The 25,334-nt window shown below is 39.2% G+C and carries 27 protein-coding genes; all 27 read right to left on the bottom strand.

Annotated elements, in window-relative coordinates; all coding sequences use genetic code 11:
* Positions 1-214: 214 nt before the first annotated feature.
* The 27 genes from FH508_RS07960 to FH508_RS07830 all read right to left on the bottom strand — a co-directional run bounded on the left by FH508_RS07960 (position 215) and on the right by FH508_RS07830 (position 24,931).
* Positions 215-988 carry a menaquinol-cytochrome c reductase cytochrome b/c subunit gene (locus FH508_RS07960; protein WP_173478471.1) on the bottom strand — a complete coding sequence of 258 codons (774 nt, stop codon included), beginning with the start codon at positions 986-988 and terminating at the stop codon, positions 215-217.
* A gap of 42 nt (positions 989-1,030) precedes the next feature.
* Positions 1,031-1,705, bottom strand: a complete 675-nt coding sequence (qcrB, locus tag FH508_RS07955) for a menaquinol-cytochrome c reductase cytochrome b subunit (RefSeq protein ID WP_024364262.1) — start codon at positions 1,703-1,705, stop codon at positions 1,031-1,033.
* 22 nt (positions 1,706-1,727) lie between these two features.
* Complete coding sequence (locus FH508_RS07950) at positions 1,728-2,231, bottom strand: QcrA and Rieske domain-containing protein (RefSeq protein ID WP_173478470.1); 504 nt, start codon at positions 2,229-2,231, stop codon at positions 1,728-1,730.
* 154 nt (positions 2,232-2,385) lie between these two features.
* Entirely contained in the window at positions 2,386-2,835 is a 450-nt protein-coding gene (locus tag FH508_RS07945) for a DUF2487 family protein (RefSeq protein ID WP_173478469.1), read from the bottom strand.
* A 150-nt stretch (positions 2,836-2,985) separates the two neighbouring features.
* Entirely contained in the window at positions 2,986-3,543 is a 558-nt protein-coding gene (locus tag FH508_RS07940) for a ReoY family proteolytic degradation factor (protein ID WP_024364265.1), read from the bottom strand.
* 14 nt (positions 3,544-3,557) lie between these two features.
* The gene (locus FH508_RS07935) at positions 3,558-4,826 is read right to left on the bottom strand and encodes a tetratricopeptide repeat protein (RefSeq protein WP_173478468.1); all 1,269 of its coding nucleotides are present in this window, start codon (positions 4,824-4,826) and stop codon (positions 3,558-3,560) included.
* A 94-nt stretch (positions 4,827-4,920) separates the two neighbouring features.
* Positions 4,921-6,210, bottom strand: a complete 1,290-nt coding sequence (gene aroA, locus FH508_RS07930; protein WP_173478467.1) for a 3-phosphoshikimate 1-carboxyvinyltransferase — start codon at positions 6,208-6,210, stop codon at positions 4,921-4,923.
* 102 nt (positions 6,211-6,312) lie between these two features.
* Positions 6,313-7,410 carry a prephenate dehydrogenase gene (locus FH508_RS07925; RefSeq protein WP_173478466.1) on the bottom strand — a complete coding sequence of 366 codons (1,098 nt, stop codon included), beginning with the start codon at positions 7,408-7,410 and terminating at the stop codon, positions 6,313-6,315.
* Positions 7,407-8,507 carry a histidinol-phosphate transaminase gene (hisC, locus tag FH508_RS07920; protein ID WP_173478465.1) on the bottom strand — a complete coding sequence of 367 codons (1,101 nt, stop codon included), beginning with the start codon at positions 8,505-8,507 and terminating at the stop codon, positions 7,407-7,409. Before hisC ends, FH508_RS07925 begins: the two co-directional genes overlap by 4 nt.
* 18 nt (positions 8,508-8,525) lie before the next feature.
* Positions 8,526-8,894, bottom strand: coding sequence for a chorismate mutase (gene aroH, locus FH508_RS07915; protein ID WP_173478464.1), 369 nt, complete (start codon positions 8,892-8,894; stop codon positions 8,526-8,528).
* Positions 8,891-9,982 (bottom strand): 3-dehydroquinate synthase, encoded by a 1,092-nt coding sequence (gene aroB, locus FH508_RS07910; RefSeq protein WP_173478463.1) that lies wholly within the window; start codon positions 9,980-9,982, stop codon positions 8,891-8,893. The genes aroH and aroB overlap by 4 nt, the downstream gene beginning before the upstream one ends.
* Before the next feature lie 3 nt (positions 9,983-9,985).
* Positions 9,986-11,167: a chorismate synthase gene (gene aroC / locus FH508_RS07905; RefSeq protein WP_173478462.1), complete on the bottom strand. Its 1,182-nt coding sequence runs from the start codon at positions 11,165-11,167 to the stop codon at positions 9,986-9,988.
* A gap of 362 nt (positions 11,168-11,529) precedes the next feature.
* A complete protein-coding gene (locus FH508_RS07900) occupies positions 11,530-12,300 on the bottom strand; it encodes a CheR family methyltransferase (protein WP_173478461.1) in 771 nt (256 codons plus the stop codon).
* 83 nt (positions 12,301-12,383) lie between these two features.
* On the bottom strand, positions 12,384-12,614 hold the full coding sequence (locus tag FH508_RS07895; RefSeq protein WP_173478460.1) for a hypothetical protein: 231 nt from the start codon (positions 12,612-12,614) through the stop codon (positions 12,384-12,386).
* A 214-nt stretch (positions 12,615-12,828) separates the two neighbouring features.
* The gene (locus FH508_RS07890; protein WP_173478459.1) at positions 12,829-14,454 is read right to left on the bottom strand and encodes a long-chain fatty acid--CoA ligase; all 1,626 of its coding nucleotides are present in this window, start codon (positions 14,452-14,454) and stop codon (positions 12,829-12,831) included.
* 125 nt (positions 14,455-14,579) lie between these two features.
* On the bottom strand, positions 14,580-15,347 hold the full coding sequence (locus tag FH508_RS07885) for a 3-hydroxyacyl-CoA dehydrogenase (protein WP_173478458.1): 768 nt from the start codon (positions 15,345-15,347) through the stop codon (positions 14,580-14,582).
* 14 nt (positions 15,348-15,361) lie between these two features.
* Positions 15,362-16,510 (bottom strand): thiolase family protein, encoded by a 1,149-nt coding sequence (locus tag FH508_RS07880; protein ID WP_173478457.1) that lies wholly within the window; start codon positions 16,508-16,510, stop codon positions 15,362-15,364.
* A 308-nt stretch (positions 16,511-16,818) separates the two neighbouring features.
* Positions 16,819-17,235, bottom strand: a complete 417-nt coding sequence (gene ndk / locus FH508_RS07875) for a nucleoside-diphosphate kinase (RefSeq protein WP_173478456.1) — start codon at positions 17,233-17,235, stop codon at positions 16,819-16,821.
* Between the two features lie 86 nt (positions 17,236-17,321).
* A complete protein-coding gene (hepT, locus tag FH508_RS07870) occupies positions 17,322-18,296 on the bottom strand; it encodes a heptaprenyl diphosphate synthase component II (protein ID WP_173478455.1) in 975 nt (324 codons plus the stop codon).
* Positions 18,297-18,315: 19 nt separating this feature from the next.
* Positions 18,316-19,020, bottom strand: a complete 705-nt coding sequence (locus FH508_RS07865) for a demethylmenaquinone methyltransferase (protein WP_173478454.1) — start codon at positions 19,018-19,020, stop codon at positions 18,316-18,318.
* A gap of 16 nt (positions 19,021-19,036) precedes the next feature.
* A complete protein-coding gene (locus FH508_RS07860; protein ID WP_173478453.1) occupies positions 19,037-19,804 on the bottom strand; it encodes a heptaprenyl diphosphate synthase component 1 in 768 nt (255 codons plus the stop codon).
* Between the two features lie 315 nt (positions 19,805-20,119).
* A complete protein-coding gene (gene mtrB, locus FH508_RS07855) occupies positions 20,120-20,338 on the bottom strand; it encodes a trp RNA-binding attenuation protein MtrB (RefSeq protein ID WP_010858802.1) in 219 nt (72 codons plus the stop codon).
* 63 nt (positions 20,339-20,401) lie between these two features.
* Positions 20,402-20,971, bottom strand: a complete 570-nt coding sequence (gene folE, locus FH508_RS07850) for a GTP cyclohydrolase I FolE (RefSeq protein WP_173478452.1) — start codon at positions 20,969-20,971, stop codon at positions 20,402-20,404.
* Between the two features lie 275 nt (positions 20,972-21,246).
* On the bottom strand, positions 21,247-21,519 hold the full coding sequence (locus tag FH508_RS07845) for an HU family DNA-binding protein (RefSeq protein ID WP_004232618.1): 273 nt from the start codon (positions 21,517-21,519) through the stop codon (positions 21,247-21,249).
* A gap of 199 nt (positions 21,520-21,718) precedes the next feature.
* Entirely contained in the window at positions 21,719-23,197 is a 1,479-nt protein-coding gene (gene spoIVA / locus FH508_RS07840) for a stage IV sporulation protein A (RefSeq protein WP_173478451.1), read from the bottom strand.
* A 716-nt stretch (positions 23,198-23,913) separates the two neighbouring features.
* Positions 23,914-24,702, bottom strand: a complete 789-nt coding sequence (locus FH508_RS07835; RefSeq protein WP_173478450.1) for a hypothetical protein — start codon at positions 24,700-24,702, stop codon at positions 23,914-23,916.
* Positions 24,703-24,721: 19 nt separating this feature from the next.
* Positions 24,722-24,931, bottom strand: a complete 210-nt coding sequence (locus FH508_RS07830) for a DUF2768 domain-containing protein (RefSeq protein ID WP_173478449.1) — start codon at positions 24,929-24,931, stop codon at positions 24,722-24,724.
* Positions 24,932-25,334: the final 403 nt, after the last annotated feature.

Genomic DNA, 25,334 nt, shown 5'->3' with positions numbered 1-25,334 from the left:
CCTTTACTATCCGTCCATACTAAGATGTCTTTTTCTTTAATATTTATGTATTTTTTGGCGGCTACGCCTCTATGGCACTTATATGTTACAACAAGTGGCTAATTGCAATATGAAGTATTATTCATAGACTTTTCTCATTAATTATATCAAAAGCAAGTTCAAATGTTGAATAGAAGCTAGAAAAAAAGAGTCAGTTTCCCGACTCTTTTTGAAATTATTCAGCTTTTAAGCCTTCGATAAACTCAGCTAACTTTTGAAGATCTTCATCAGAACCTGTCCATAGACCTGCTGGCATTTTACCACTTGGTGAACCATTGTGTGCAATGTCTATAATTTCATCAGCTGTTAAGCCTGTATTCATAAGTGTTGGCGCACCAGCACCACCTTCTAAGCCTTCACCATGACATGTAATACATGCAGAGCCAGCATAGATTTGGTAACCTTCTGAGCCTTTATCAAACTCTACAGTTTCTACGATAGCACCTTGAATTTTTTGAGCTTCCCAGTCATGATTAACAACTGACTCCCAAGTTAAATAGAACATAGCAGCCAATGTTAATAACATAAACGCTGTTGGTAACGGGCGTTTAGACGGACGGCGTTCTGGACTCTTATCTAAAAATGGCATTAATAATAGCGCTCCAAATGCTAGACCTGGAATGACAATTGCTCCGATAACATTATATGGACCAGAAGCAAATGAGTATTTTAAGAGTTGGTACATGAATAAGAAGTACCAGTCCGGTAATGGCGTGTATGCTCTTGTTGGATCAGCTGGCCCTTCAAGTGGAGATGGGTGAGCGACTGTTAACAATAAATAACCGATTAAGAAAACAGCACCTACCATCCATTCTTTTAGTAAGAAGTTCGGCCAGAAAGCTTCAGTTTTACCTGGATATTCGGAATAATCCTTTGGAACGTTCGGCATTCTGTGATTCGCTTTAATACGAGAATCGCCGACAAATTTCATTCCTTTTCCGCGATGCATAGTGTCCCCTCCTTTAAAAAATCATCGAACCGTCAAGAATTATTACAACGGCCCTGAAATTCCTTGACGACGAATCATGATAAAGTGTGCTGCAAGTAACCCAAACAATACTGCAGGCAAGAAGAATACATGAATCGCAAAGAATCGTGTTAACGTTTGAGCACCAAGAATAGTACTGTCACCCGCTAATAATACTTTAATCATCGAACCAATAAATGGTACAGATGCCGCAATTTCGATACCTACTTTAGTAGCGAACAATGCTTTCATATCCCATGGTAATAAGTATCCTGTAAAGCCAAGACCCATCATTACACCAAAAATACCTACACCAACCATCCAGTTTAACTCACGAGGTTTCTTATAAGAACCAGTGAAGAATACACGAAGCGTATGTAAGAACATCATTACAATTACTAATGAAGCTCCCCAGTGGTGCATACCGCGTACGATTTCACCAAATGCTACTTCGTTTTGTAAATAATAAACTGATTTCCAAGCATTCACGACGTCTGGTACATAGTACATTGTTAAGAACATACCAGATAGAATTTGAATTACTGTGATGAAAAATGTTAATCCACCGAAGCAGTAAACGAATGCTGAAAAATGGTGTGCAGGGTTCACGTGCTCTGGCACTTCGTGGTCGGCAATATCACGCCAGATTGGTGTAATATCTAATCGTTCATCGACCCAATCATAAATTTTGTTTAGCACTGAATTCGTACCCCCTTACAAATTAAACTAGAGTATTTGCTCTTGCTGGACCAATCTCTAAATAACCATCTTTTTCTTGTACTTCAAATTCATCCAACGGACCTAGAGGCGGTGTACCTGCAATGTTTTTCCCGTTTTTCTCGTAACGCCCTGCATGACAAGGACAGAAGAATTGATTTGGGTGTGCTGAATCGCCATTCCAGTCCACCATACATCCTAAATGCTTACAAACAGGTGATAGCGCAATTATTTGGTCGCCTTCTTTGTAAACCCAAGCTACGTCTGTAACATTAGATTTGTACCAAGCGTCAACTTGCTCATAAGTGAAGTCAACTTTAACTGGCTCTGAAGTAAGGTCAGCGACTTTATGTTCGGTTTTGATAAAATCCCCACCTTCATGCTTTTGTAAAACTGGGTCAATTGCAAAACGAACCATTGGCATCAACATACCTGCCGCCATAAATCCGCCAACACCAGTGAGTGTGTAGCTTAGAAATTGACGACGTGAAACTCGATTGTTACTCATCCTTTTCCCCCCTCTAACTTAAAGGTCAGTCCAACGGACATACTTTTACAAATAGTAATACTAGGACATATCTATGATATATCAAGTCCATAGCTTGGTCAATATAGCATTCTGTGGAAACCTGGAGAATGTGAACATTTATTGAAACAAATTGCTAATTTTGTGACCATTTGGTCGAAAATACAGGTATTACTTGGCGCAACTGATCTTCGAGAATGGTTTGTTTCACGTTCATATTCATGGATTCTAGTGGAATAGCTGGTAACCAAATAATATTTACAACATCTCCAATATTTGTCCAAAAATGGTCACAAGTAATGAAGAACACATGCTTAAAGCCAGCAGTATGTAATTGTGTTTCTAATTGCACTGGCATTTCTTCATTTTTCAAAGCAGTACTATACGAAAATGGTGGCATGACTAGTAAGCGACCTCTAAACTGTTGTTCAATAAAAGCTGTAAGCGATAACAAAAAATCTGATTCTGCGCCACTTTGCTTTAATTTTTCAGCAGTAAGATCGATTCCTACAAGTGGAATAATTGCCGTATCGATAAAATCCTTCTGCGCTAAAAACGATGTCACATCGTTTGCATTAAAATACATCCAATAACCCCCCAACTGTAACAAATATAAAAATGCCCTTTTCCACTCTTTTATAGGATAACCAATAAAAAGTGAAAACAATCATTCACTAGTCATGTTACCATATAGAGGTGGATAAAGGGCATTCAAATTTTACCTATTGACTTAACACTATTGTAAATTAGCAGTTTCTTTTAAAACTTGTAACAAATTTGACAATTCATAAAATCGTTCTTCATCGCCTTTATCTAGGGCTTCATCAATTTGTGCAAGTAATTTTTCTTCTTGGAATACGAGTAAACTATTGGAAAGTAACTCTTCTGCCAGTAAACGATCCTTTTCACTAACAATTAATGTTTCTGGCATATAAGGGTTTTCTTCAAGAACTGCTAAGTATTGTGCACTTGGCGGTATATTTGGGAAGTTTAATTGTATATACATATCTTCTTGTTCATGTAAACGTAAGTCATGGAACGATTTCTCAGCATCGGCTGTCATCACATTGCCTTTATAAAAACGAAATGGTACACCTGTTGAGTCTACTGTAGACATCACCATTGCTCTAGGACAATAGTGAGCTTCTTCTACAAACCGTATTCGTTTTAACAACTCATCATTACTTAATAAGTAATTTAAAATCCATACACACTCACGACGTTTTAATTGGTAATTTTTTAAAAACCAGCGAACAAATGCTTTTTTATCGACAACTGATACAGAAGCAGTCATACCCACTCCCTCCTTTACTCTAATTCTAAGCCTTCTAACATCTCTTGCCATTGTGGTTCACTTGGTTGAAGCTTGATTAAATGACCGAGAACTTCTTTAACTTCTGAACGCTTGCCTTCTTCTAATAAGAAATAAACATATTTTTCTAAAAATGCTGCGTCTTCCTTAAAATCAGTATATGCCAAACGGTAAAATTCGTATGCACGGTCGTACAATTCTAAATTTGCATATGCATCTGCAGCGTAAGGGTATAAAGTTATCCATTCAAAATCATTTTTTTGTAATGTCTCAAATAATTCAACGACATCCTCATAGCGTTCTTGTTGATTAAATATGGAAATTAGTGTTAGCACCGCTTCCATATATTCAGGATCTAAAGCAATGGCTTCTCGTAAATAATTTTCTGCTTCTTCTGGCAGAGCATTTTTTAATGCCATTTTACCCGCAAATAAGAATAATGATTTATCGTACTCATCGCGCTTCAAGCCTTCTTTAATGGCTGCGTAAGCTTTGTTATTGTCCTCAGTCATGGCATAGCTTTCCGCTAGCAATAAATAAGCTGAGAAATAGTCAGGGTCTAATTCTTTTAAGTCCTCTAATTGCTTAATAGCCAACTCATATTTTTGCGATTGGAACGCAGCATATGCAGCACCAAATAAAGTATCTGGCTTCACTTCGTCATCTAGCGCTGTTAAATAATAGTCTAAGGCTGTTTCATAGGCAGCGCCCGCACGATATACTTCGGCTAGTCGTTCGACAAGACTGACGCCTGCAAATTCCTCTTGTTGTTCATGTAATTCTTCATAAAGGCGTGCTGCCTCTAGAAAACGTCCTGTCTCAAATAATAACTCTGCTTTAGCAAAATGTAGTAGTGGCTCATCAGGTAAGATGGCTAACGCCTCATTAATACGTTTTTCTGCCACTTCAAATAAACCTTGCATTTGATAATAATCGGCTAGCACTAGTAATGCTTGCGGGTATTCGGGGGCTGTATCTTCGACTGCTAATAACATGTCTAATGCCTCGTCCTCATCGCCAAGTTCCATTAAGACGTTGGCACGGTCAATTTTTATTTGTGCCTCCTCTGGGAATAAAAATTGCAGATGCTCCAGTACACGGTCCGCTTCTTTCATGTAACCATATTGCATAAAAACTTCCGCTAGTGCGTATATTTCCTCAGGTAATTCCTTCATTAAAAAGGCTTCGAGAAGCTGGTCTATTAAAGCTAAATCCCCTTGCTCAAGTGCTTGCATCATTTCCGTCATTGCATTATTCACAGTCATTCACCTATTCTTTCATGTATATCTTTATGCTACAAAATATTTTCTTTTGAAACAAGAAAAAACTCCCCAAAAGGATTGGGGAGTCTAGTGTTGACTATTTCTTCACAGATTCAACATGCTCGAAAAACGATGGGTAGGAAACCGCGATGCACTCTGCATCATCTAATGTCACTGCTCCATCCGTTATTAACGCTGCCACAGCGCCCATCATACCGATACGGTGATCCCCGTATGTTTTCAAGCTTGCCCCATGTAATGGCGTAGGCCCTTCGATGATCATACCATCCTCAGTTGCTTCAATATGCGCCCCTAATTTTTTTAGTTCATCCACTACTGCAGTAATGCGATCCGTTTCTTTAACTTTGAGCTCCTCAGCATCTCTAATAATTGTTTTACCGTGTGCCTGTGTTGCTAAAAGTGCAAGAATTGGAATTTCGTCAATTAATCTCGGAATCATATTTCCTTCAATAATAGTTTCTTTTAAAGTAGACGTTTCAACTGTAATTGTTGCAGTTGGCTCAGATTGACCGTCCTCATTTGCTACTATTGTAATAGAAGCCCCCATGTTCTGAAGAACTTCTATGATACCGTCACGTGTTGGATTAATCCCCACATTTTCTAAAACAATTTTACTATCAGGGCAAATGGCACCCGCCACTAAGAAAAATGCAGCAGATGAAATATCACCAGGCACAGACACATGTGTGCCCGAAAGTGTTTGTCCGCCTTCAAAAGTAATTACACCATCCGCCACAGTTATTTGCGCCCCAAATTGGCGTAGCATACGCTCAGTATGGTCTCGTGATACTTCTGTTTCACGCACAACGGTTGTCCCTTGCGCACGTAAACCAGCTAATAAAATAGCTGATTTCACTTGGGCACTCGCAACAGGCATTTGATAGTCAATAGCTTGTAGCTGTGTTCCTTGGATGGCAAGAGGTGTATACTGACCATCAGCACGGCCTGTAATATGAGCACCCATTTGACGTAATGGGTCAATAACACGTCGCATTGGGCGTTTACCGATAGAGGCATCTCCCGTCATCACGCTATGCACTTTTGAACCAGCTAAAATTCCGAGCATTAAACGTGTTGTTGTACCAGAGTTCCCAGTGTAAAGCACCTCACTAGGTTCCTGCCAAGCTTCCATACCTGCGCTTTCGATCGTGACATTTGTACCATCTACATCAATCTTCACACCAAGTTTGCGGAAACAATCAATAGTACTTAAACAATCTTCTCCAAGTAAAAAGCCTTCAACCGTTGTTTTCCCTGTTGCAATCGCCCCAAACATAACCGAACGATGTGAAACAGATTTATCACCAGGAATTGTTAATGTCCCTTGTAAAGACGGTTTGTTATACTGCAATACTTTTTCACTCATAATTATCTCTCGCCTCCGTATGAAGATAGAAAGCGCCGATATATCGACGCTTTCTTCATTATTTTTAGCCGTTTAACGCCTCTTAGACGTAGACGAACTAATCTATGAAATATATGTTTCAAAATTTGCTCGCTTTTGAATACATGCTGCTGCACGTTCACGATCACTTTCACTTTGCAGACTTATCACAAGAATACCAAAGACATCTTCACGTGATTCTACAATTCGTAAATTTGTAATGCTGATTGCTTCTTCAGCGAGTAGGCCTGTTACCTCAGAAATGACCCCTGGATAGTCAGGCACATCCACATACAAGTCAAACGAAGTAAACATTGCTCCAGCACTAATTGGTAATTCATCACGTAGCTCTTTTGCAATAGCAAAATAACTTTCAATATCTGCTGAGCTACCATTTAATAGCAGTTCTTTCACACGATCCATTTCAGCTTGCCAGCCTTCTAGCTGTGCTACTAATTCATCACGATTTTGCAGTGTAATATCGCGCCACAAAATAGGATTAGAGGATGCAATACGTGTCACATCTCTGAACCCCCCTGCTGCAAGTGAGCGTGTCATAGGGTATTCACCATTTTCCCCACCTAATTGATGCACTAGGGATGCTGCAATAACATGTGGAAAGTGACTAACTACAGCTGTCATATGATCGTGCTCACGCGCGGATACACTAACTACTTTTGCATGTGTAAATTTTAATAGGCTTTCTAGCTGAGCCATATTGATAATTTCTTCGCCTGCAAGTGGTGTCAGCATATAATACGCATTTTCGAAAAGATGCGCTTTCGCAGCTAATACACCACTTTTATGAGAGCCTGCCATCGGGTGTCCACCGATAAACGTAATTCCGAGCTCACGTAACTCACCAGCTTTTTGCATAATCATTTTTTTCGTACTACCTGTATCTGTTACGATAACTTTATTTTTTAATGGCCATGTTTTTAATTGCTCCATCCATTCAAGCGTAGCGTTGACAGGCGTTCCAAAAATAATGATATCTACCTCTGCTGCAACGTCTTTTGGGTCTGTCACAATGTCATGAACAATATTTAATGTTTTGGCATGCTGGCGAGTTTTTTCATCCATATCATAGCCAATAATTTTAGTTTCAGGTGCTTTTTGTAAAGCAAGAGCAATCGAGCCCCCAATCAAGCCTAAACCAATAACGAGCACTTTGCGTGTCATGCAAAAACCCCTTGTTCTTTTAACACTTCTTCAAGATGCGCTAATAATGCTGCATTTTGAGCTTCTGTACCAATAGTGACACGGATAAAACCTGGCGCACCAAGAGCATTACCACTTCGAATAATAAATCCACGCTTCATAAGCTCTTGGAAAACAACATCACTATCAGCATTCGTGTTAAAGAAAATAAAGTTTGTATCAGATGGGTAGTATTTCAAATTATGTTTTTCACAAAAATCAACGTATTGTTTTTTACCTATTTCATTTGCTGCACAGCAAGATTTTAAAAAGTCTTGATCACTTAATGCAATAGCAGCAACTGCTTGACTTAAAATCGTATTGTTAAATGGAGCACGTACTGGATCTAGTTTTGCAATTACTTCAGGTTGACCAATTGCATAGCCTACTCGGAACGCGGCAAGACCGTATGCTTTAGAAAATGTGCGCATTAATAGTACATTGAGATACTCATCAATTAAAGGTAGAGTTTCTTTATGTCCTGGGTGTGACACGTATTCGATGTATGCTTCATCTAAAACGACAAGTACATCGCTTGGGACTTGCGCTAAAAATGCACGTAAATCTGTATCTGCAATAACGACACCAGTTGGATTATTCGGACTACATACCCACACAATCGAAGTGTGTTCATCAATTGCTGCTGCCATTGCGTTTAGGTCGTGCGCGCCTTCAATACAAGGAATTTTACGAACTTCTGCACCTTCAATTTCAGCATTATGAACGTATTGGGAGAATGATGGATCTGCCATGACTGTATTCACACCTGGATACAACAGAGCACGAGTAAGAATTGCAATAATATCATCTGAACCATTTCCAAAAAGAAGCTGTGTTTCTTTGACACCTACATGTTTGGCCACAGCTGAACGTAAATTTTGTGCGTAGCCGTCTGGATAAATTGCATAGTTTACTGCATTCTTTTGTAAATATGCTGTTACCTTAGGTGAGCATCCAAATGGGTTTTCATTTGATGCTAACTTTACGACTTCTTGTAGGCCAAATTCACGTTGTACTTCTTCAATTGGTTTACCTGGCTTATATGCTTGCATACCGTCCAATTGTTGTTTCCATTTCATCTTAAACATCTCCTCTTATTATTTAGCTTGGGCTAAATCTGGTCTTAATTTCACTGCATCATTTAAATAAATGTGCTGCACATCTTTCTGCGCCATTTCCACATTCGCATGGATTAACACACGAATACATAATGGCAGGGCACCTGGTACGTCCATTTCATGCATACACATAACAGGGACATACTGCCAGCCGTCCATTAACCTCACAGCACGCGCTGGAAACGCCGATGTAATATCTGGTGTCGTTGAAATTACGATTGAAGCAATGTCGTCAATCTCTACATGGTTTGCTGCCACCACTTCACGTACTAATCTCGCTGTCTCATCCCATACAAGCTCTGGCTTGTCCAATTCAATTGTAATTGCACCTCTAAGTCCACGAATCATACAAGCACCTCCGCTAATAACTGTCGGAATTCAGCATCTATTTCTTTGCATTCTGCTAACTCAATTGGTCGCACAAAAGGTTTTCCAATTTTTTCAAGTAATACAAATTGTAGAACTCCGTATTCCGCTTTTTTATCTTTCAATAAATACTCTATTAATTGTTCAAATGAATAATCATTTACCGCTTCAAAAGGATAGCCATTTTTCAGCGCAAATTGTAAAAATGCTGTTGTGAATTCACGATTTAACTTACCATATCGTTCACTTAATAATAGACAATACACAAGCCCAATCATCACTGCTTCACCATGTGCAACTTTTCCATAACCCGCCGCTGCTTCAATGGCATGACCATATGTATGTCCTAAATTTAAATATTTGCGCACTGATTGCTCTGTTTCATCCTCAGATACGATTTTCGCCTTTACTTCAATTCCAGCTTTTAAGTGATTGGCCAATTCCGTAGTGCTAAAACGGATAACAGACTCTGCATCCATTAGCTCTTGGAGCCAAGCGGCATTCGATATCATCGCATGCTTAATGACCTCTGCAGTTCCAGAACGTACCTCGCGCTCAGATAAGCTTTCAATAAAGACAGTATCGTAAATTACGCCTTCTGGCTGATAGAAAGCCCCAATCATATTTTTGCCTAATGGATGGTTAATAGCGGTCTTTCCGCCAACTGCTGAGTCATGAGCTAAAATTGTCGTTGGTATTTGTATAAAAGGCACTCCACGCATATATGTAGCTGCAACAAAGCCTGTTAAATCACCAACTGCTCCTCCACCAAATGCAAAAACAAATGATTTTCGTGAACATTTTTGTTCGAGTAAAAAAGTTTGTGCGGCATTGTATTGTTCAAATGTTTTACAAGCCTCACCACCTGGTAGCACAAATACCTCAAATGCATACGGAAAATTCCCCTTGAAATATTCCCCTTGAGCAGCCCAAACATTGGCATCTGTAAAAACAATAATCTTATCTGCTTTTTGCAGTTTCTCATCAAACGTTTCAACTGCTTCGGCTAAAAAATTATGTCCAAGCACTACCTCATATTGATGTGATTTTGTTGCTACTGGTACACGCATATATTAAAACTCCTTTGCGTAACGGCGTTGTTCTTCAATTTGTGCTTTTAATTGTGGCAGTTGATCTCCATGGAATTGATCCATAATCGCGCTTGCAATTTCCCAGGCAATAACATGTTCAGCTACTACTGAAGCTGCTGGTACTGCACAGCTATCTGAACGTTCTACACTTGCTTTAAACGGTTCTTTTGTCTCAATATCAATACTTTGCAATGGTTTATACAATGTTGGAATTGGCTTCATCACACCTCGTACAACGATTGGCATACCTGTAGACATTCCGCCTTCTAGGCCGCCAAGTCGATTCGTAGCACGAGTATAGCCTTCTTCTTCCGACCAAATGATTTCGTCATGCACTTCTGAACCTTTACGACGAGCCATTTCAAAGCCAATACCAAATTCAACACCTTTAAAAGCATTAATAGACAACATGGCTGCTGCTAATTTTGCATCTAATTTCCGATCGTAATGAACATACGAACCAACACCAGCTGGCATGCCTTCAACGATTACTTCAACAACACCGCCAATAGAATCGCCTGCTTTTTTTGCTTCATCGATTGCCTCTACCATTTTTGCCGAAGCAACAGGATCTACACAGTAGCAAGGATCAGCTTCGACAATTGTACGAATTTCATCTACAGTTTTTCCTTCAATGACAGACGTGTCTGCTTTAATACCAACGATTTCTGTTACATGTGACACAATTGATATACCGAGCTCATTTAATAAAGCTTTTGCAACAGCTCCTACTGCAACACGGACAGTTGTTTCACGCGCAGAAGAACGTTCTAAAACATTTCGTAAATCTCGATGTCCATATTTCATGCCACCTACTAAATCAGCATGGCCTGGACGTGGGCGTGAAATTTGACGTTTGATATCATCAGGATTAACATCCTCCGCTAAAGGTTCCGCCCCCATAATTTTCGTCCAATGCTTCCAGTCATCATTCGTGACAACGAGCGACACAGGAGAGCCGAGTGTTTGTCCGTGGCGAACACCACCTACTATTTCTACCGTATCCGTTTCAATTTGCATACGACGACCACGGCCATGACCTCCTTGGCGACGCTTTAAATCATGGTTAATTTTTTCTGCTGTAATTGGTAAAAGTGACGGTAAACCCTCAATTATTGTAGTTAATTGCGGTCCGTGTGATTCTCCTGCTGTTAAGTAACGCATAAACGCTTTCTCCCTTCAACTCGCTAAAGTATGTATTTTTCACTATAACATATATTCTCTAAAAAAACAGTCCTTTTGCAAATGTCATAGTACGTATTCATAAATCAATTAAGAATAGGATGCATAGCATTATATGCGAATATTCTGAACGATTTATTTAAAAAAAGAGGTTTTTTAGCTCACCATAAACGCCATATAATAAGTCCAAGATTTTTGAACGTGAAACCGTTTTACATTAATAAAAAATACGCTTTTGCTTATGCAAGCGAAAAGCGTACGGTCATCTATGTCTAGTGTCTTGGCAATTTATGTACGTGACAGTCATCTGTTGACTGTACGAAAGCTTTTCATCATTTAATTAATTATTTTTTTCTATAGAAGAATGTATCTTCTACTTCAAATTCATAACGTGAAGGATTAAAAATTTGCTCCGTTGACCCTACAAATAAAATGCCATCTTGTCGCAATGCTTTACTAAAGTTCGCATATATTTGATCCTTGGCTTCTTCGGTAAAGTATATCATAACATTTCTGCACACAATTAGATCATAATTCGAATCGTAATGATCGTTAAGCAGATTATGCTTTTTAAATGTGACACAGCGCTTAATTTCATCTTTAACTCGGTAGAAGTTTCCTTCTTGCTCAAAATACTTTGCTTGAATATCTTTTGGTACCTCTGCTAATGAACGCTCTGGATAAACACCTAGCTTTGCCTTTTGAATGACATTTTCATCTAAATCAGTGGCGATTATTTGAATTTGCGATAACGGTACTAATTGCGATAATACCATTGCTAATGAATATGGCTCTTCTCCAGTTGAACATGCGGCACTCCAAATTTTCAAACGCTTATTGGATTGTAGTAACTTAGGGAAAATTTTCTTCTGCAACACTTCCCAGCGTTTTCCATTTCGATAAAACTCAGATACATTAATCGTCATTCGATCTAAAAACTCATTCATCAAATCACGATCTTGCTCGAGTGCTTTTAGAAAATCAACAAAATTACGATATCCTTTTTTCTCGTACAGTGAGGTTAATCGTCTTTTCATTTGCGCTTCTTTATATAACGCTAAATCTATCCCAGTTTTGCGCTTAATACCTTCAACAAATTGTACATAATCAGACATACGGTCATCTTCCCCTCTAGCGTCGTATTTCCATTATAGCGGAAAAATGCCTTTACTGAAATAGTCTTTCCATGTATTCCATGTTAGTTTGTTGTATTTTTCTTTTCTTCCAATAGTAGCACTTTGGAATGTTCCAATTCTAGTCGCAATTTTTCTGTTTCTTTTGTATAGGATTCTAATCTTAACTTTTCTAATTCTACTTCTTGTTCAATTGTTTTTAATTTTAATTTTTGACCTTTTGTACGTGCATCAGTAAATATACCAGCTAAAGAGATCATAATGCCTCCAATAATAGCAACAATAGCAATTTCCATTTTTTCTCTTCCCCCTATCTATATAGATTATACGATAAAACAAAGGAATAGTTTCCATTTTCGAAAGTTCTTTAAGCAATTTTCTTATAGCGCTGCAGTACAGTAATCGCCGCAAATCCATTCTAAAAAACTAAAAGAAGGCATCGAGGTCTTCCTGATGCCTTCTATCGCCATTCTAAACTGCAGACGAACTAAAACACGCTTTCTTTGACAGTTAAATTTCTACACGATAATCTTTTAAATTATCCCTTAGCTTTGCTTTCATGAATTTTCCTACAGATGTTTTTGGTACTTCATCTAAAAAGACTACATCATCAGGAATCCATGTTTTATGGAACTGTGACCGTAAACTGTCCAGCAGCTCCTCTTTTGTAATCGAGTCTTTATGCTCTGGTTTAGGGACAACACATGCCAAAGGTCGTTCTAGCCACTTTTCATGTGGAATTGCTACCACTGCCGCTTCAAATACTTTCGGATGTGACATCAAAGCATTTTCAAGCTCCACTGACGAAATCCATTCGCCACCACTCTTAATTAAATCTTTTGTGCGATCTGTAATTTTAATATAGCCATCAGGCGTCATTACCGCAATATCTCCTGTGTATAACCAACCATCTTTAAAGGCCTCTGTTGTGCGCTCATCCTTATAATACTCATTCGCAATCCAAGGTCCTCTTAAAGTAATTTCGCCCATTGTTTTGCCATCCCAAGGTACCTCACCGTGTTCATTCACTATGCGCATATCAAGAAGTGGCACTGTTATCCCTTGTGTAGTGCGAATGTGCATTTTTTCGTCTGTCGTATAGTTTTCCATATGTGTTAAGTATGTCGATAAACTAACGAGCGGTGATGTCTCAGTCATACCGTAGCCTGTAAAATACGGTATGTTTTGCTCTTCCTCGAAGCCGCGCACAAGTCCAATTGGAGATGCAGACCCACCACAAATAATCGAACGTAGGGAAGATAAATCTCGGGGCTGTTGACGTTGCTCTTGTAAAACGCCGAGCCAAATAGTCGGAACCCCAGCTGTTAACGTTACTTTGTACTGCTCAAACAAATCGAGTAATAGCTGTGGTGTAAACATCGGCCCAGGTAACACTTGTGTTGCGCCAAATAACACACTAGCAAACGGTAACCCCCAGGCATTGGCATGAAACATTGGTACAACGGGTAACACTACATCTTGCTCACATATCGCGATGCTATCAGCAAGTCCCGCTGTAATACTATGAAGAACAATACTGCGATGTGTATAAACAACACCCTTTGGCATACCTGTTGTGGCACTTGTATAGCACATACCTGCTGGTGCATTTTCATCTATATCATCAGGGAAGACAAAATTATCATTTGCCACTGCAAGAAGATCTTCATAGGACAGAGCATTCGGTAATGGCGAATTTTCTAACTCAACAGCATCTCCCATAATAATAAAATGTTTTACCGTTTTGAGCTGTGACACAATCGGCGCAATAACTGGTACTAAATTTTCATCAATGAGTAAAATTTCATCTTCTGCATGATTAATGACATACACAATATGCTCGGGTGCCAGCCGAATATTAATCATATGTAGCACAGCACCTGCACACGGCACAGCAAAATATGCCTCTAAATGACGATGATGATTCCAAGCAAACGTCCCAACTTTTACACCACGATCCATTCCAAGTGTCGTAAGAGCATCTGCTAATTTACGCGTACGCTTAGCAAACTCTTTATAGGTAAACTCATGAATGGTTGTAGCGCTTGTACGCGAATATATTTTCTTCGCATGGAAAAAGCGCTCAGCTCGATTTAAAAAACTTGTTAGTAGTAAAGGTGTATCCATCATATGCATAATATCGCTCCCTTTCGTTTTCACATTTAACTTGCATTAATGCCAAAGCTGATTGCTGCTACAAAAAGATATTTACATTTAAGAATGAATCCATTTACTTCAAACACGAAAAACTTTTTAGCCCATTATTTTGGCTGCATTCGTATCGCACCGTCAAGGCGAATAACTTCACCATTCAGCATGACATTATGAATAATACTTTCCACAAGCATCGCATACTCGGACGGTTTGCCAAGTCGTTTGGGGAATGGTGTCATGCTAGCTAATGCTGTACGAGCAGGCTCTGCTAATGACGCAAACATCGGCGTTTCGATTAGCCCAGGCGCAATGGTCATTACGCGTATGCCCAAATCTGCAAGCTCGCGTGCAATTGGTAATGTCATTGCTGCTACCCCACCCTTTGAGGCGCTATATGCAGCTTGTCCTATTTGACCATCAAAAGCGGCCACCGATGCGGTATTAATAATAACGCCTCGCTGTCCATCTTCGTCTGGCTCATTAAGCTGCATTTTTTCAGCGGCAAGTCGAATGACATTAAACGTGCCTATTAAATTAACAGAAATTACTTTAGAAAATAGCTCAAGTGCATGTACTCCGCGTTTTGAAATGACCTTACTAGCATCCGCAATCCCTGCACAGTTTACCGCCACATTAATAAAACCAAATGTAGCAATCGCATACTCAAGCCCAGCAGCTACTGCTGCCTCCTGTGTAACATCTACACGGACATAGCGAACACTTTCTCCTAATTGCTGTGTGATTGTTTGCCCTCTTTCATCATTAACATCGAAAATGACAGCTTTACCGCCTTCTTCTACAATTTTCCTTACAGTTGCTTCCCCTAAGCCTGATGCACCACCTGTTACAATCGCTACAACGTCATGACATTTCATACAACCCAACCCCTTTACATTTTTTCAATAATAGTGGCATTTGCCATTCCCATACCTTCGCAAATAGCGAGTAGGCCATAGCGTAAGTTTTCACGTTGCATCCGATATAGCATCGTTGTTAATAGCTTTGTACCAGTTGCTCCTAGAGGGTGTCCTAAAGCAATTGCACCACCAGTAGGATTAAGCTTTGCAGGGTCTGCACCAATATCATGTAACCATGCAAGTGGAACTGGGGCAAATGCTTCATTCACCTCATACGTATCAATATCCTCTATAGACAGGTCTGAACGTTTTAAGGCTTGTCTTGTAGCTTCAATTGGACCCGTAAGCATAAGGGTTGGATCTGACCCTATAACTACGCGTGTCACTATTTTTGCCAGTGGTTGAATACCTAGCTCTTGCGCTTTTGCTAACGACATCAGCATGACAGCTGATGCACCATCACTCATTTGACTTGCATTACCAGCCGTAATAACGCCGTGCTCTTGAAAAACTGTTTTCAAGTCATTTAAACGATCGATGGTCGTATCTGCCCGAGGTCCTTCATCGACTTCAAATGTAGTAGCGGTTCCATCCTCTTGTATTATTTGGACAGGCATAATTTCCTTTTGAAAATGCCCTGCCTCTATTGCTGCTAATGCACGTCTATGGCTTTCATAAGCATAGTTATTCAATATGTCTTTTGAAAACTGCCATTTTGCAGCCATTTTTTCAGCTGATAGTCCTTGATGAATAATATGATAATTTTCTTGTAAGCGTTTACCTTTATGGGCAGTTTGCATATTTGAAAACATCGGCACCCTTGTCATACTTTCAACACCACCAGCAATCACAACATCCATATCCCCTGCTAAAATAGCCTGTGCTCCAAAATGGACTGCTTGCTGACTAGAACCGCATTGTCGATCAATCGTTACTCCAGGAACCTTCTCTGGGAAGCCCGCCATTAATAAAGCGGTTCTGGCAATATTTGCACCTTGTTCTCCTGTTTGAGTAACACAGCCAAGAATAACGTCCTCTACTTGTCCTTTATCAATCTGTGCACGTTTTATCACTTCCTGTAGGACATCTGCTGCTAAATCATCTGCACGTACATCTTTTAATGCGCCTTTACTACGTCCTACCGCTGTACGAACAGCTGCTACAATTACTACTTCTCTCATGTAAATACCCCTTTTCTAAAACAATACTGTCATACCCCATAATGCATTTACGTTTAAGTTTATTTGCTTGGTAGAAAATATATACCGCTTTATGAAACTAATTACTAGTTATTAATTATCAGAATATTACATTATTTATTTTACATGACGAATGGGTGATTAACAATTCTTTATGTATTTAAATAGAGTGAAAAGATAGCTAGTTTGACATTGCGTATTCGGCCTTCTATACAAAACATTTAAGATGGTTTTAAGCAAAAAAAAAGAGCGATTCCAAGTGAATGGATATCGCTCTATATTTTATAAAATTAAACTAAATCTTCACCGAAGAATAAGCCAATTTCACGCTCTGCAGAAGCAAGAGAGTCAGAACCGTGGATGATGTTGTGAGAAACAGTTGTTGCGTAGTCACCACGGATTGTACCTGGGTTAGATTCTTCTGGTTTAGTAGCACCCATCATTGTACGTGCAAGTTTAATTACGTTTTCGCCTTCCCATACCATTGCGAATACTGGACCAGAAGTGATGAAATCAACTAATTCACCGAAGAATGGACGCTCAGCATGCTCAGCATAGTGTTTTTCTGCTAATTCTTGAGGGATTACCATTAATTTAGCGCCTTTTAATACAAAACCGCGACGTTCAAAACGATCAACGATATCTCCTACTACTTGTCGTTCTACGCCATCAGGCTTAACCATTAAAAAAGTTTGTTCGATTGCCATGTTTAAAACACTCCTTAAATTCGTCTAACAGGTTTTACACCTACCGATAAATATTAACAAAAAATGAGCTTTAGCACAACAAAAAGCTAGAATTTACGCTTGCCCATAAACAAAGCGATGTCACGAAGCTTTTTCTTAATAGGATGTTTTGGTAAAGCATCTATTTCTTGTAAAGCCTTTTTTAAATACTTGTCGCTCATTTTATTAGCTTGTGTAATAGCATCAGATTTACGCACATATTGCAACATTTTTTGGCGCTCGGGCTCAGTTAATGTTCCAGCAAACACTTTTGCTAAATAAGGCTGCATCTGTTCATCATCTTTTAATAATAAAATCGGTAACGTAATATTACCTTGTAATAAGTCACTACCTGCTGGCTTCCCTAATTCTTTATCTGTCGCCATAATATCTAATACATCATCAATTATTTGAAAGCTCATGCCTACAAAGTAACCAAAGCGTTTTAAATGGCTTACCGTTTTTGCATCTACACCTGCTGCTACTGCACCAATCTCACAGCTAGAAGAAATTAGTAATGCTGTTTTTCGTTTAATACGTCTGAAATAATCCTTTAAGCCCTGATCCAATCTAAACTTGTCTTCGATTTGAATAACTTCACCGTTACAAATTTCCACCATTGTACGTGCTAAAATTTGATGAACTAGAGGATCCTCGAGTTTCGTGATGTATTCAAGTGCACGTGCAAAAATAAAATCACCCGTGTACATTGCTACTCTGTTATTCCATTGAGATTTGACAGTTGGACGTCCTCGTCGCATATCGGAATCATCAATCACATCATCATGTACTAGCGACGCCATGTGAATGAGCTCTAAAGGCACAGCCACATTTTTCATCTTTTCGATATCATAATCGCCAAATTTTGCGCCAAGCAACACAAAAATTGGTCGGATTCGTTTGCCACCAGCTTGTAATAAATGGAGAGAAGCATCGTTAATTAAATGCGAAGACGAATTCACCGCTTTTTCTAATTCTTGTTCGATGATATCAATATCTGACTTCAAATCGGAATAGAGTAGTTTTAACTTCATCTTTTCCACGCTTGAAAACCTTCCCCCATTAACGTATCTTTTTAAAGCCCATATGCATTGCCGCAGCACCGCCACTGTATGCTTTGTACGTTACTTTTTCTAAACCTGCCTGTTCAAACATTGCCGCTAGCTTCTTCATACCTGGAAAATTATTTGCGGACTCCTGTAACCAAGAGTATTCTTTATAGCTTTTCGCAAAAATTTTACCAAATATCGGCATGATAAATTTAAAATAAAATCGGAATAGTTGTCGATAGCCAGGAATTTCTGATTGTGACGTTTCTAAACACACAACCATCCCACCAGGTTTTACGACGCGATGCATTTCTTTTAACACTTGCAAATAATCAGGAACATTACGTAGACCAAATCCAATCGTCACATAATCAAATGTATTGTCTGGGAAAGGTAATTCCATTGCATTCCCTTGTATAAGCTCGATTTGTGGATAAGACGTTATTTTTTGCTCGCCTACTTTCAGCATGTTTTTACTGAAATCTAATCCCTTTACTTCGCCACTTTTTCCAACTGCCTCAGCTAAAGCAATTGTCCAGTCAGCTGTTCCACAACAAACATCTAGCGCTTTCGAACCAGGCTTAACAGCCATGCGCTTCATCGTATCGTTACGCCAACCAACATGCATTTGGAAGCTAATAACGCCATTCAATTTATCATAGTTTTCCGAAATACTTTCAAATACTTCGTGAACGTGCTCTTCTTTCGATTTAGCCATTTTAGTAAAACCTCTCTTATCCGTTTGTAGAAGCAATAGATGCCTCTACACGTGCTTGTAGAGCTTGTTTCACATCACTTTGTAAAAATGATGCTTGGTCTATCACCTGCAACAGCTCTGTTTTTAAGCGGGCAATTTTATCTTGTAAGACGCTATTAAATGCCGCGCCTGCTTGTATGGCACTTTGTTCAAGTGCTTTACTCATTAAAGACTTTTGTCCACGCTGATACATAGCCCATTCTCTTTCTAATCGTAACAATAATAAACTCTTTTCCATTAACGGAATATAATGATGCCATGCATAAAGATCAAAAAACTTCGCAATTAAACCTGATTCTATATTGCTTATTGAAGAACACCATTGTTCAACAGTACGCTGTTCTGCTTCGTATACTTTGATTTGATGTTCGCAACGTGCCACAATTCCTTGTGACAAATTCCGAATCAATGCGACATTTCCCGACATTGCCAAGATTTCATAATATCGCCCACTATAAAAATCTCCAGCTAAAACGGTTAGCTGCTGTTCTTTTGAAGTGGCGTCTAGTTCTTTAATATGATCATGTGCCGCTAGAGCTGCATATACAATTCCAACAGTTATTGCAGCTTCCCTTTGCTCTTGTTGCCACTCTTCGCCATTCAAAAAGGGAACTAACAAGTAAAACAGTTGATTTTCATCGAGCACAGGCACTCCTGTGTATTTTTGCAAAGTTCTATGACGAACATCCATGAAAATCTCTGTTTTTAACTGTGCAATTGAATTTTGAATGTATGTTGCATTCATAGACCTTACTCCATTTCACTTTCAAATACGTTAATCATCTACATGACTTAACGCTTGCTCACTGAGTCATTATAGCATAAGCATCGATTCGGAATAAAAAGTTTTTACTTTTACCAACATGAACGGGCAGTAGATATCCCCCATCGTAATACCCAGAAAAAATTGGTAGGAAATCTACTTGCCCGTAAAAATTAGTTTCAAACACACACACTTATTTGTTCCCGTATGTGTTATGCATTCCTGCACAATATAACTAACAAGTCATCGGCACTCTATATGGACCTTACCGATAAAAGCTACAATACAATACCTACGTTACTTTTTTCCTTCACTTTGGATAACACCATGTGCTGTATGAATTTGCGCTTTGCCACGAATTTTCATTGCAGATGTGTGCTCAGTAAATTGAGCAATCATGACTTCCCCTGCATCTAATTTTTCAGAATGATGGAATTTCGTATCCGTACCACGTGTTAAGCCTATTACATGTACGCCATCCTCTTCTGCCTGAATTACTATATAATCTTGCGCCATTGTCTGTACACTCCTTAAATCCGACAAATTCTTAGTCCATCATAACATAATTAGACATGCAGTTTAAGACATTTGAATAAATGACAAGACTTCTCTCCGTTTTACCTCATCTTGTTCATAAATGCCACGAGCCACAGATGTAACCGTTTTAGAACCTGGTTTTTTGAGACCACGCATTGTCATACACATATGCTCTGCCTCGATTACTACGTAAACACCTTTTGGAGACAGCATTTCCATAATCGTATCGGCTACTGATGATGTAATACGTTCTTGTAATTGCGGACGACGGGCAATTGTTTCAACCGCGCGACCTAATTTGCTTAGTCCCGCTACGATGCCATCGTTTGGTATGTAAGCTACATGTGCTTTGCCATAAAACGGCACTAAATGATGCTCACACATTGAATAAAATGGGATATCCTTTACAAGCACTAATTCTTCATGATCCTCATGGAAAACAGTTTTAAAATAATCTTTTGCATCTTCATGTAAGCCACTAAACATTTCAGCATACATTTTTGCAACACGTTTCGGCGTATCGAGCAATCCTTCACGATTAACGTCCTCGCCTACAGCTTCTAAAATCATTTTGACTGCTTCTTCTATTTTCAATAAATCAACATTCGACATTCGTAAAAACCCTCCTGCGTATCAAAACATTACACATTTCCCTATGCATCGTAGCATATCCAAAAGTTAAGCGCAAAACGACTTACTTGATTTAAAAGAAATTCAACATATCTTCTTAAAGTTTACGTGCAACATGCTATGTAAAAGCCATCTTGTGACTTATTTTTTGTATTTTGTAAGTTGTTGCAAATCGCTTATTTTTAAAAATAAGTTAAAAAGAGCAGCCTTCATGCTCGTTTACATGAAGACTGCTCTATGTAACTACTAGACGTGTATTATTTTACAGCATCTTTAAGCGCTTTACCTGGTTTGAAAGCAGGTACCTTGCTAGCAGCGATTTCGATTTCTTTACCAGTTTGTGGGTTACGACCTTTACGAGCCGCACGTTCACGTACTTCAAAGTTACCAAAACCAATTAATTGTACTTTGTCACCCTTTGCAAGAGCATCTTGAATTGTATCAAATACAGCTTCAACTGCTTTAGAAGCGTCTTTTTTAGAAAGACCTGCAGCTTCAGCAACAGAGTTTACTAATTCTGTTTTATTCACACCATTCACCTCCTCTCAAAGGGTCATGAACCAATTCTGTAAAAAGAGTAACACATAGAAAACCGCTACGCAACTGTATTCATTCATGATTATAACCAAAATATGCGTTTTTCACCCAAAAAACAAAAATAACAGGACTTTTCGCATAAAAACGAATAGCCCTGCCCTATTTTTTTGCTCTGTAATTTCCATTTTATCTCTATAAAATAAAAGTAACCAATCCTCTATCGCCTTCATTCACCATACGCTCAATAGTTTGGCGCATACGTTTTTTAGCTGTAGTTGGCACTGCATTCATTTTGTAGCGGATTCCTTCTTTTAAGACCTCATGCAACGGAGTGCCAAAAAGTTGTGTTTGCCAAAGTGCATCACGATCATGTAAATACGCATGATTTAAATCTTTCAGCAGTTGCTGACTGTGGAATTCAGAGCCAATAAGTGGTGCAAATTCTGATTCCATATCAACTCGAATAATATGATAGGAAGGTGCTGTTGCCTTCATACGAACACCATAGAAATTATTTTGCTTAATAAGTTCTGGAGCAGTTGGTTCAAACTCTTGCATCATCGGCAATGTCACACCATAACCACTTGAATCCGCTTCAGTTATTGCATCTTTAAAGCGTTTTTGTGCTTCTTTTGCTTCAGCAGCCTCTTTAATAAATAGCAACCAATCACGCTTTGTTTCAATCGGCTCATCTAACCATTCATTACAAACTGCCTTATACAATTCTCCTTGTAAAGACACACGAATGACCGCCGTACCGATTCCTGAATCTACATGAATCACTTCACTTTGATCAATAAAATCAATCTCTTTAAAGGCATCAGATGCTTGTTGTACATCTCTAATTTTCATGACAGATGAAAGTACTTCTTCCATCGAATCAATTAATGCTACGTTTAATGGGTGTGTCGCATCAAGGACATCAAGCCAATCTGGTTTCTCAACTTCAATCGTCCGAATTGGAAACTCAAATAACGCCTCTTGCAAAATATATTGAATATCTGACGCACGCATTTGATCGATGGAAATCGCAATTACAGGAACGTTATAACGTTCAAATAGCTCATTACGAAGCTGTACAGTTTCTTCTCGCGCTGGCATTTGACAATTTAACACGATAACAAACGGTTTTCCAATTTCCTTTAACTGTGCAACAATTTCTTCTTCTGCTTTTTCAGCTGCCCTACGACTAATACCATTAACTGTTCCATCAGTTGTCACAACAATACCAATATTCGCATGATCTCGAATGACTTTATCCGTACCTATTTTCGCCGCTTCTTGGAAAGGAATTGGCTCCGTATGCCAAGGTGTATGCACATATTTCGGCCCATTCTCATCCTCATAGCCCTTTGTACCTTCAATGACGTAACCGACGCAATCAGCTAAACGAATTTGGAATGTCATTTCATCTTCGCCGACCGCAATACGTGTGGCTTGAGCAGGCACAAACTTCGGCTCAGCAGTCATGATTACTGAGCCTGGCGAGCTTTGTGGCAGCTCGTCCTGTGCTCGCATTCTTTCTGTTTCATCCACAATATTCGGTAACACTACAGCTTCCATTACTTTTTTTACAAATGTTGATTTCCCTACACGAACTGGACCTACAACACCAATATAAACATCGCCATTTGTGCGCTCTGCAATTTCTTTAAATACTGCTTCACTCAAGGTTTCTGCCTCCTTTATCTACGCTTTTTCACTATATGCATAAGCAAAGATAAATATGAAAAGCTCCTTGATAGCAAAGTGCACACAATTTTTATTTCCGCGGGGTGCGCATTCCGCGGAATGGACTGTGAATTCCATGGGGTGAGGCTTTGATTCCGCAGTGCGAAGCATTGATTCCGCGATTCGGAGCTTGAATTCCGCGGTACGGAGCAATAATTCCGCGGGGTAAGGCTTGAATTCCGCGGTACGATACCTTAATTCCGCGGTGCGAAGCAATAATTCCGCGGACAAACCTTTATCCCGCGATACGGAGCCTTAATCCCGCGGGGTGAAGCTTGAATTCCGCGGAATGGGCTGTGAATTCCATGGGGTGAGGTGTAATTCCGCGGAGTGAGGCATTGATTCCGCGGTACGATACCTTAATTCCGCGGACAAACCTTTATCCCGCGATACGGAGCCTTAATCCCGCTATGCGTAGCAATAATTCCGCGGACAAACCTTTATCCCGCGATGCCGCGCCTCAATCCCGCGATACGAGGCCTTAATCCCGCTATGCGTTGGTTCTTCGTGCGCAGCCGCACACCTCACTGTCGCATCAACAGTGAATCCCTTCAAGTATTGCTGGCATGAGAATTGTTTGTGTGCCAGGCACTAAAAGGGAGCTAAAAAAAACCTCAATCATTAGATGTTCACCTAATGATTGAGGTAGAAAAAATTTAATTTGATTCGGTAGCTTTATTTTCGTTTTCTTGAGCCGCTTCAGCTTCTTCCTTCGCCTTTTTTGCATCTGCTTTATAGGCGTCCATCATATAAGTGGGCTCTCCATTTTCATCTACAGTGTATGGCACTGAATAGGCTGGAACTACGGGATATTTATCGACAAGTAATTGACGAATATCCTCGCCTGGCTTTACATCTGGCTTGTCCTCTTTTAACAGCTGACCTAAATCGATTGAATAATCCACATGCATTTCGCCATCGCCTGTCATAAATATCGGTAATTCTGCACCTGAATATGGACTTTTGACAGTCACTTCTGATTTATAGCCTAATTTTTCAAAGTTAATTTGGTAGACATTATCAGCAATTGCACCCTTTGTCGGAATATACTGTGTACCCAATTTGCGAATATTAATTTCTCGCATACGCTCTGCAGAGTTTAAATCTACTAATTTTACTTCTGCACTGTTTTCCGGATCCCAAATAATATATTGATAAATACCGCCTTTTTCATATGCATTTCCGGGAATTTGCGCAATATATTTTGGCATAAGTTTTTCAAAATCAATTAAATATTTTATATAGATATCCGTATCCAATTCGCTGTTTTTAATTGGTACTAGTCCACCTGTTGCTTCACGATATTCATTAACAGCCCGTTGTACAGATGCTAGTTGATCGACATCTGGCACTTGGTTTGCGGCCTTTTCCTCTTCAGGATATGCGCAACCACCTAGCAAAACGGCTATTGCCACTGTTAAAAGAAAAGCATTTAGTTTTTTCATTTCACGTTTTCCCTCCTTTTTATGGCCATGTGGCAACGATCAGTACCATTAAAAATGTTCCAAGTCCAAACAGTATGTATGCTAATAAATTTACGATTGTACGTAGAAAACCATTTGAAATTTTATTGCGACCTAGATAAATTAAACCAACTGAAATAATCATAAAGCCGATACAATAAAAAGACACCCACATGACATCCAGTGCGGGCATATGTGCTAACGGACCCATTTACGTCTACCACCTTTCTTCAATGACACGAGACAATCAACGTTAATTATACTATGGGCTTCCTTAAAAAAGAAGGCGCTTTCCCAAAAGGAAAAATGGAGTGCTTCAAGGTGCTTCCAATAATATTTTTTTGATATACGAAAAAAATAAACATTGCAAGATTATACAAATTAAGGTGACTGCTACTATATATAACGCTCCGTGGAAATCATATCATATTTTTACTATAGATAGGGAAATCCATTAGTATAAAAATAACTTTTTATGCATAAAAAGCGTTGTCATCACCTATTACTTTCCAATTTGTTCAAAAAAGAGACACTTCAGATCGTTCTGAAGTGTCTCTTTTGTGTCCATTTCATGACAAGTTATATAAAATTTCTATTGCTAGCTACTATACTAA

Origin of the sequence: Lysinibacillus sp. CD3-6 (assembly GCF_006351725.2) — a bacterium.
Classification (GTDB): domain Bacteria; phylum Bacillota; class Bacilli; order Bacillales_A; family Planococcaceae; genus Lysinibacillus.
The sequence above is the reverse complement of the archived record's forward strand: the minus strand, read 5'-3'. Positions and strand labels throughout refer to the sequence as shown.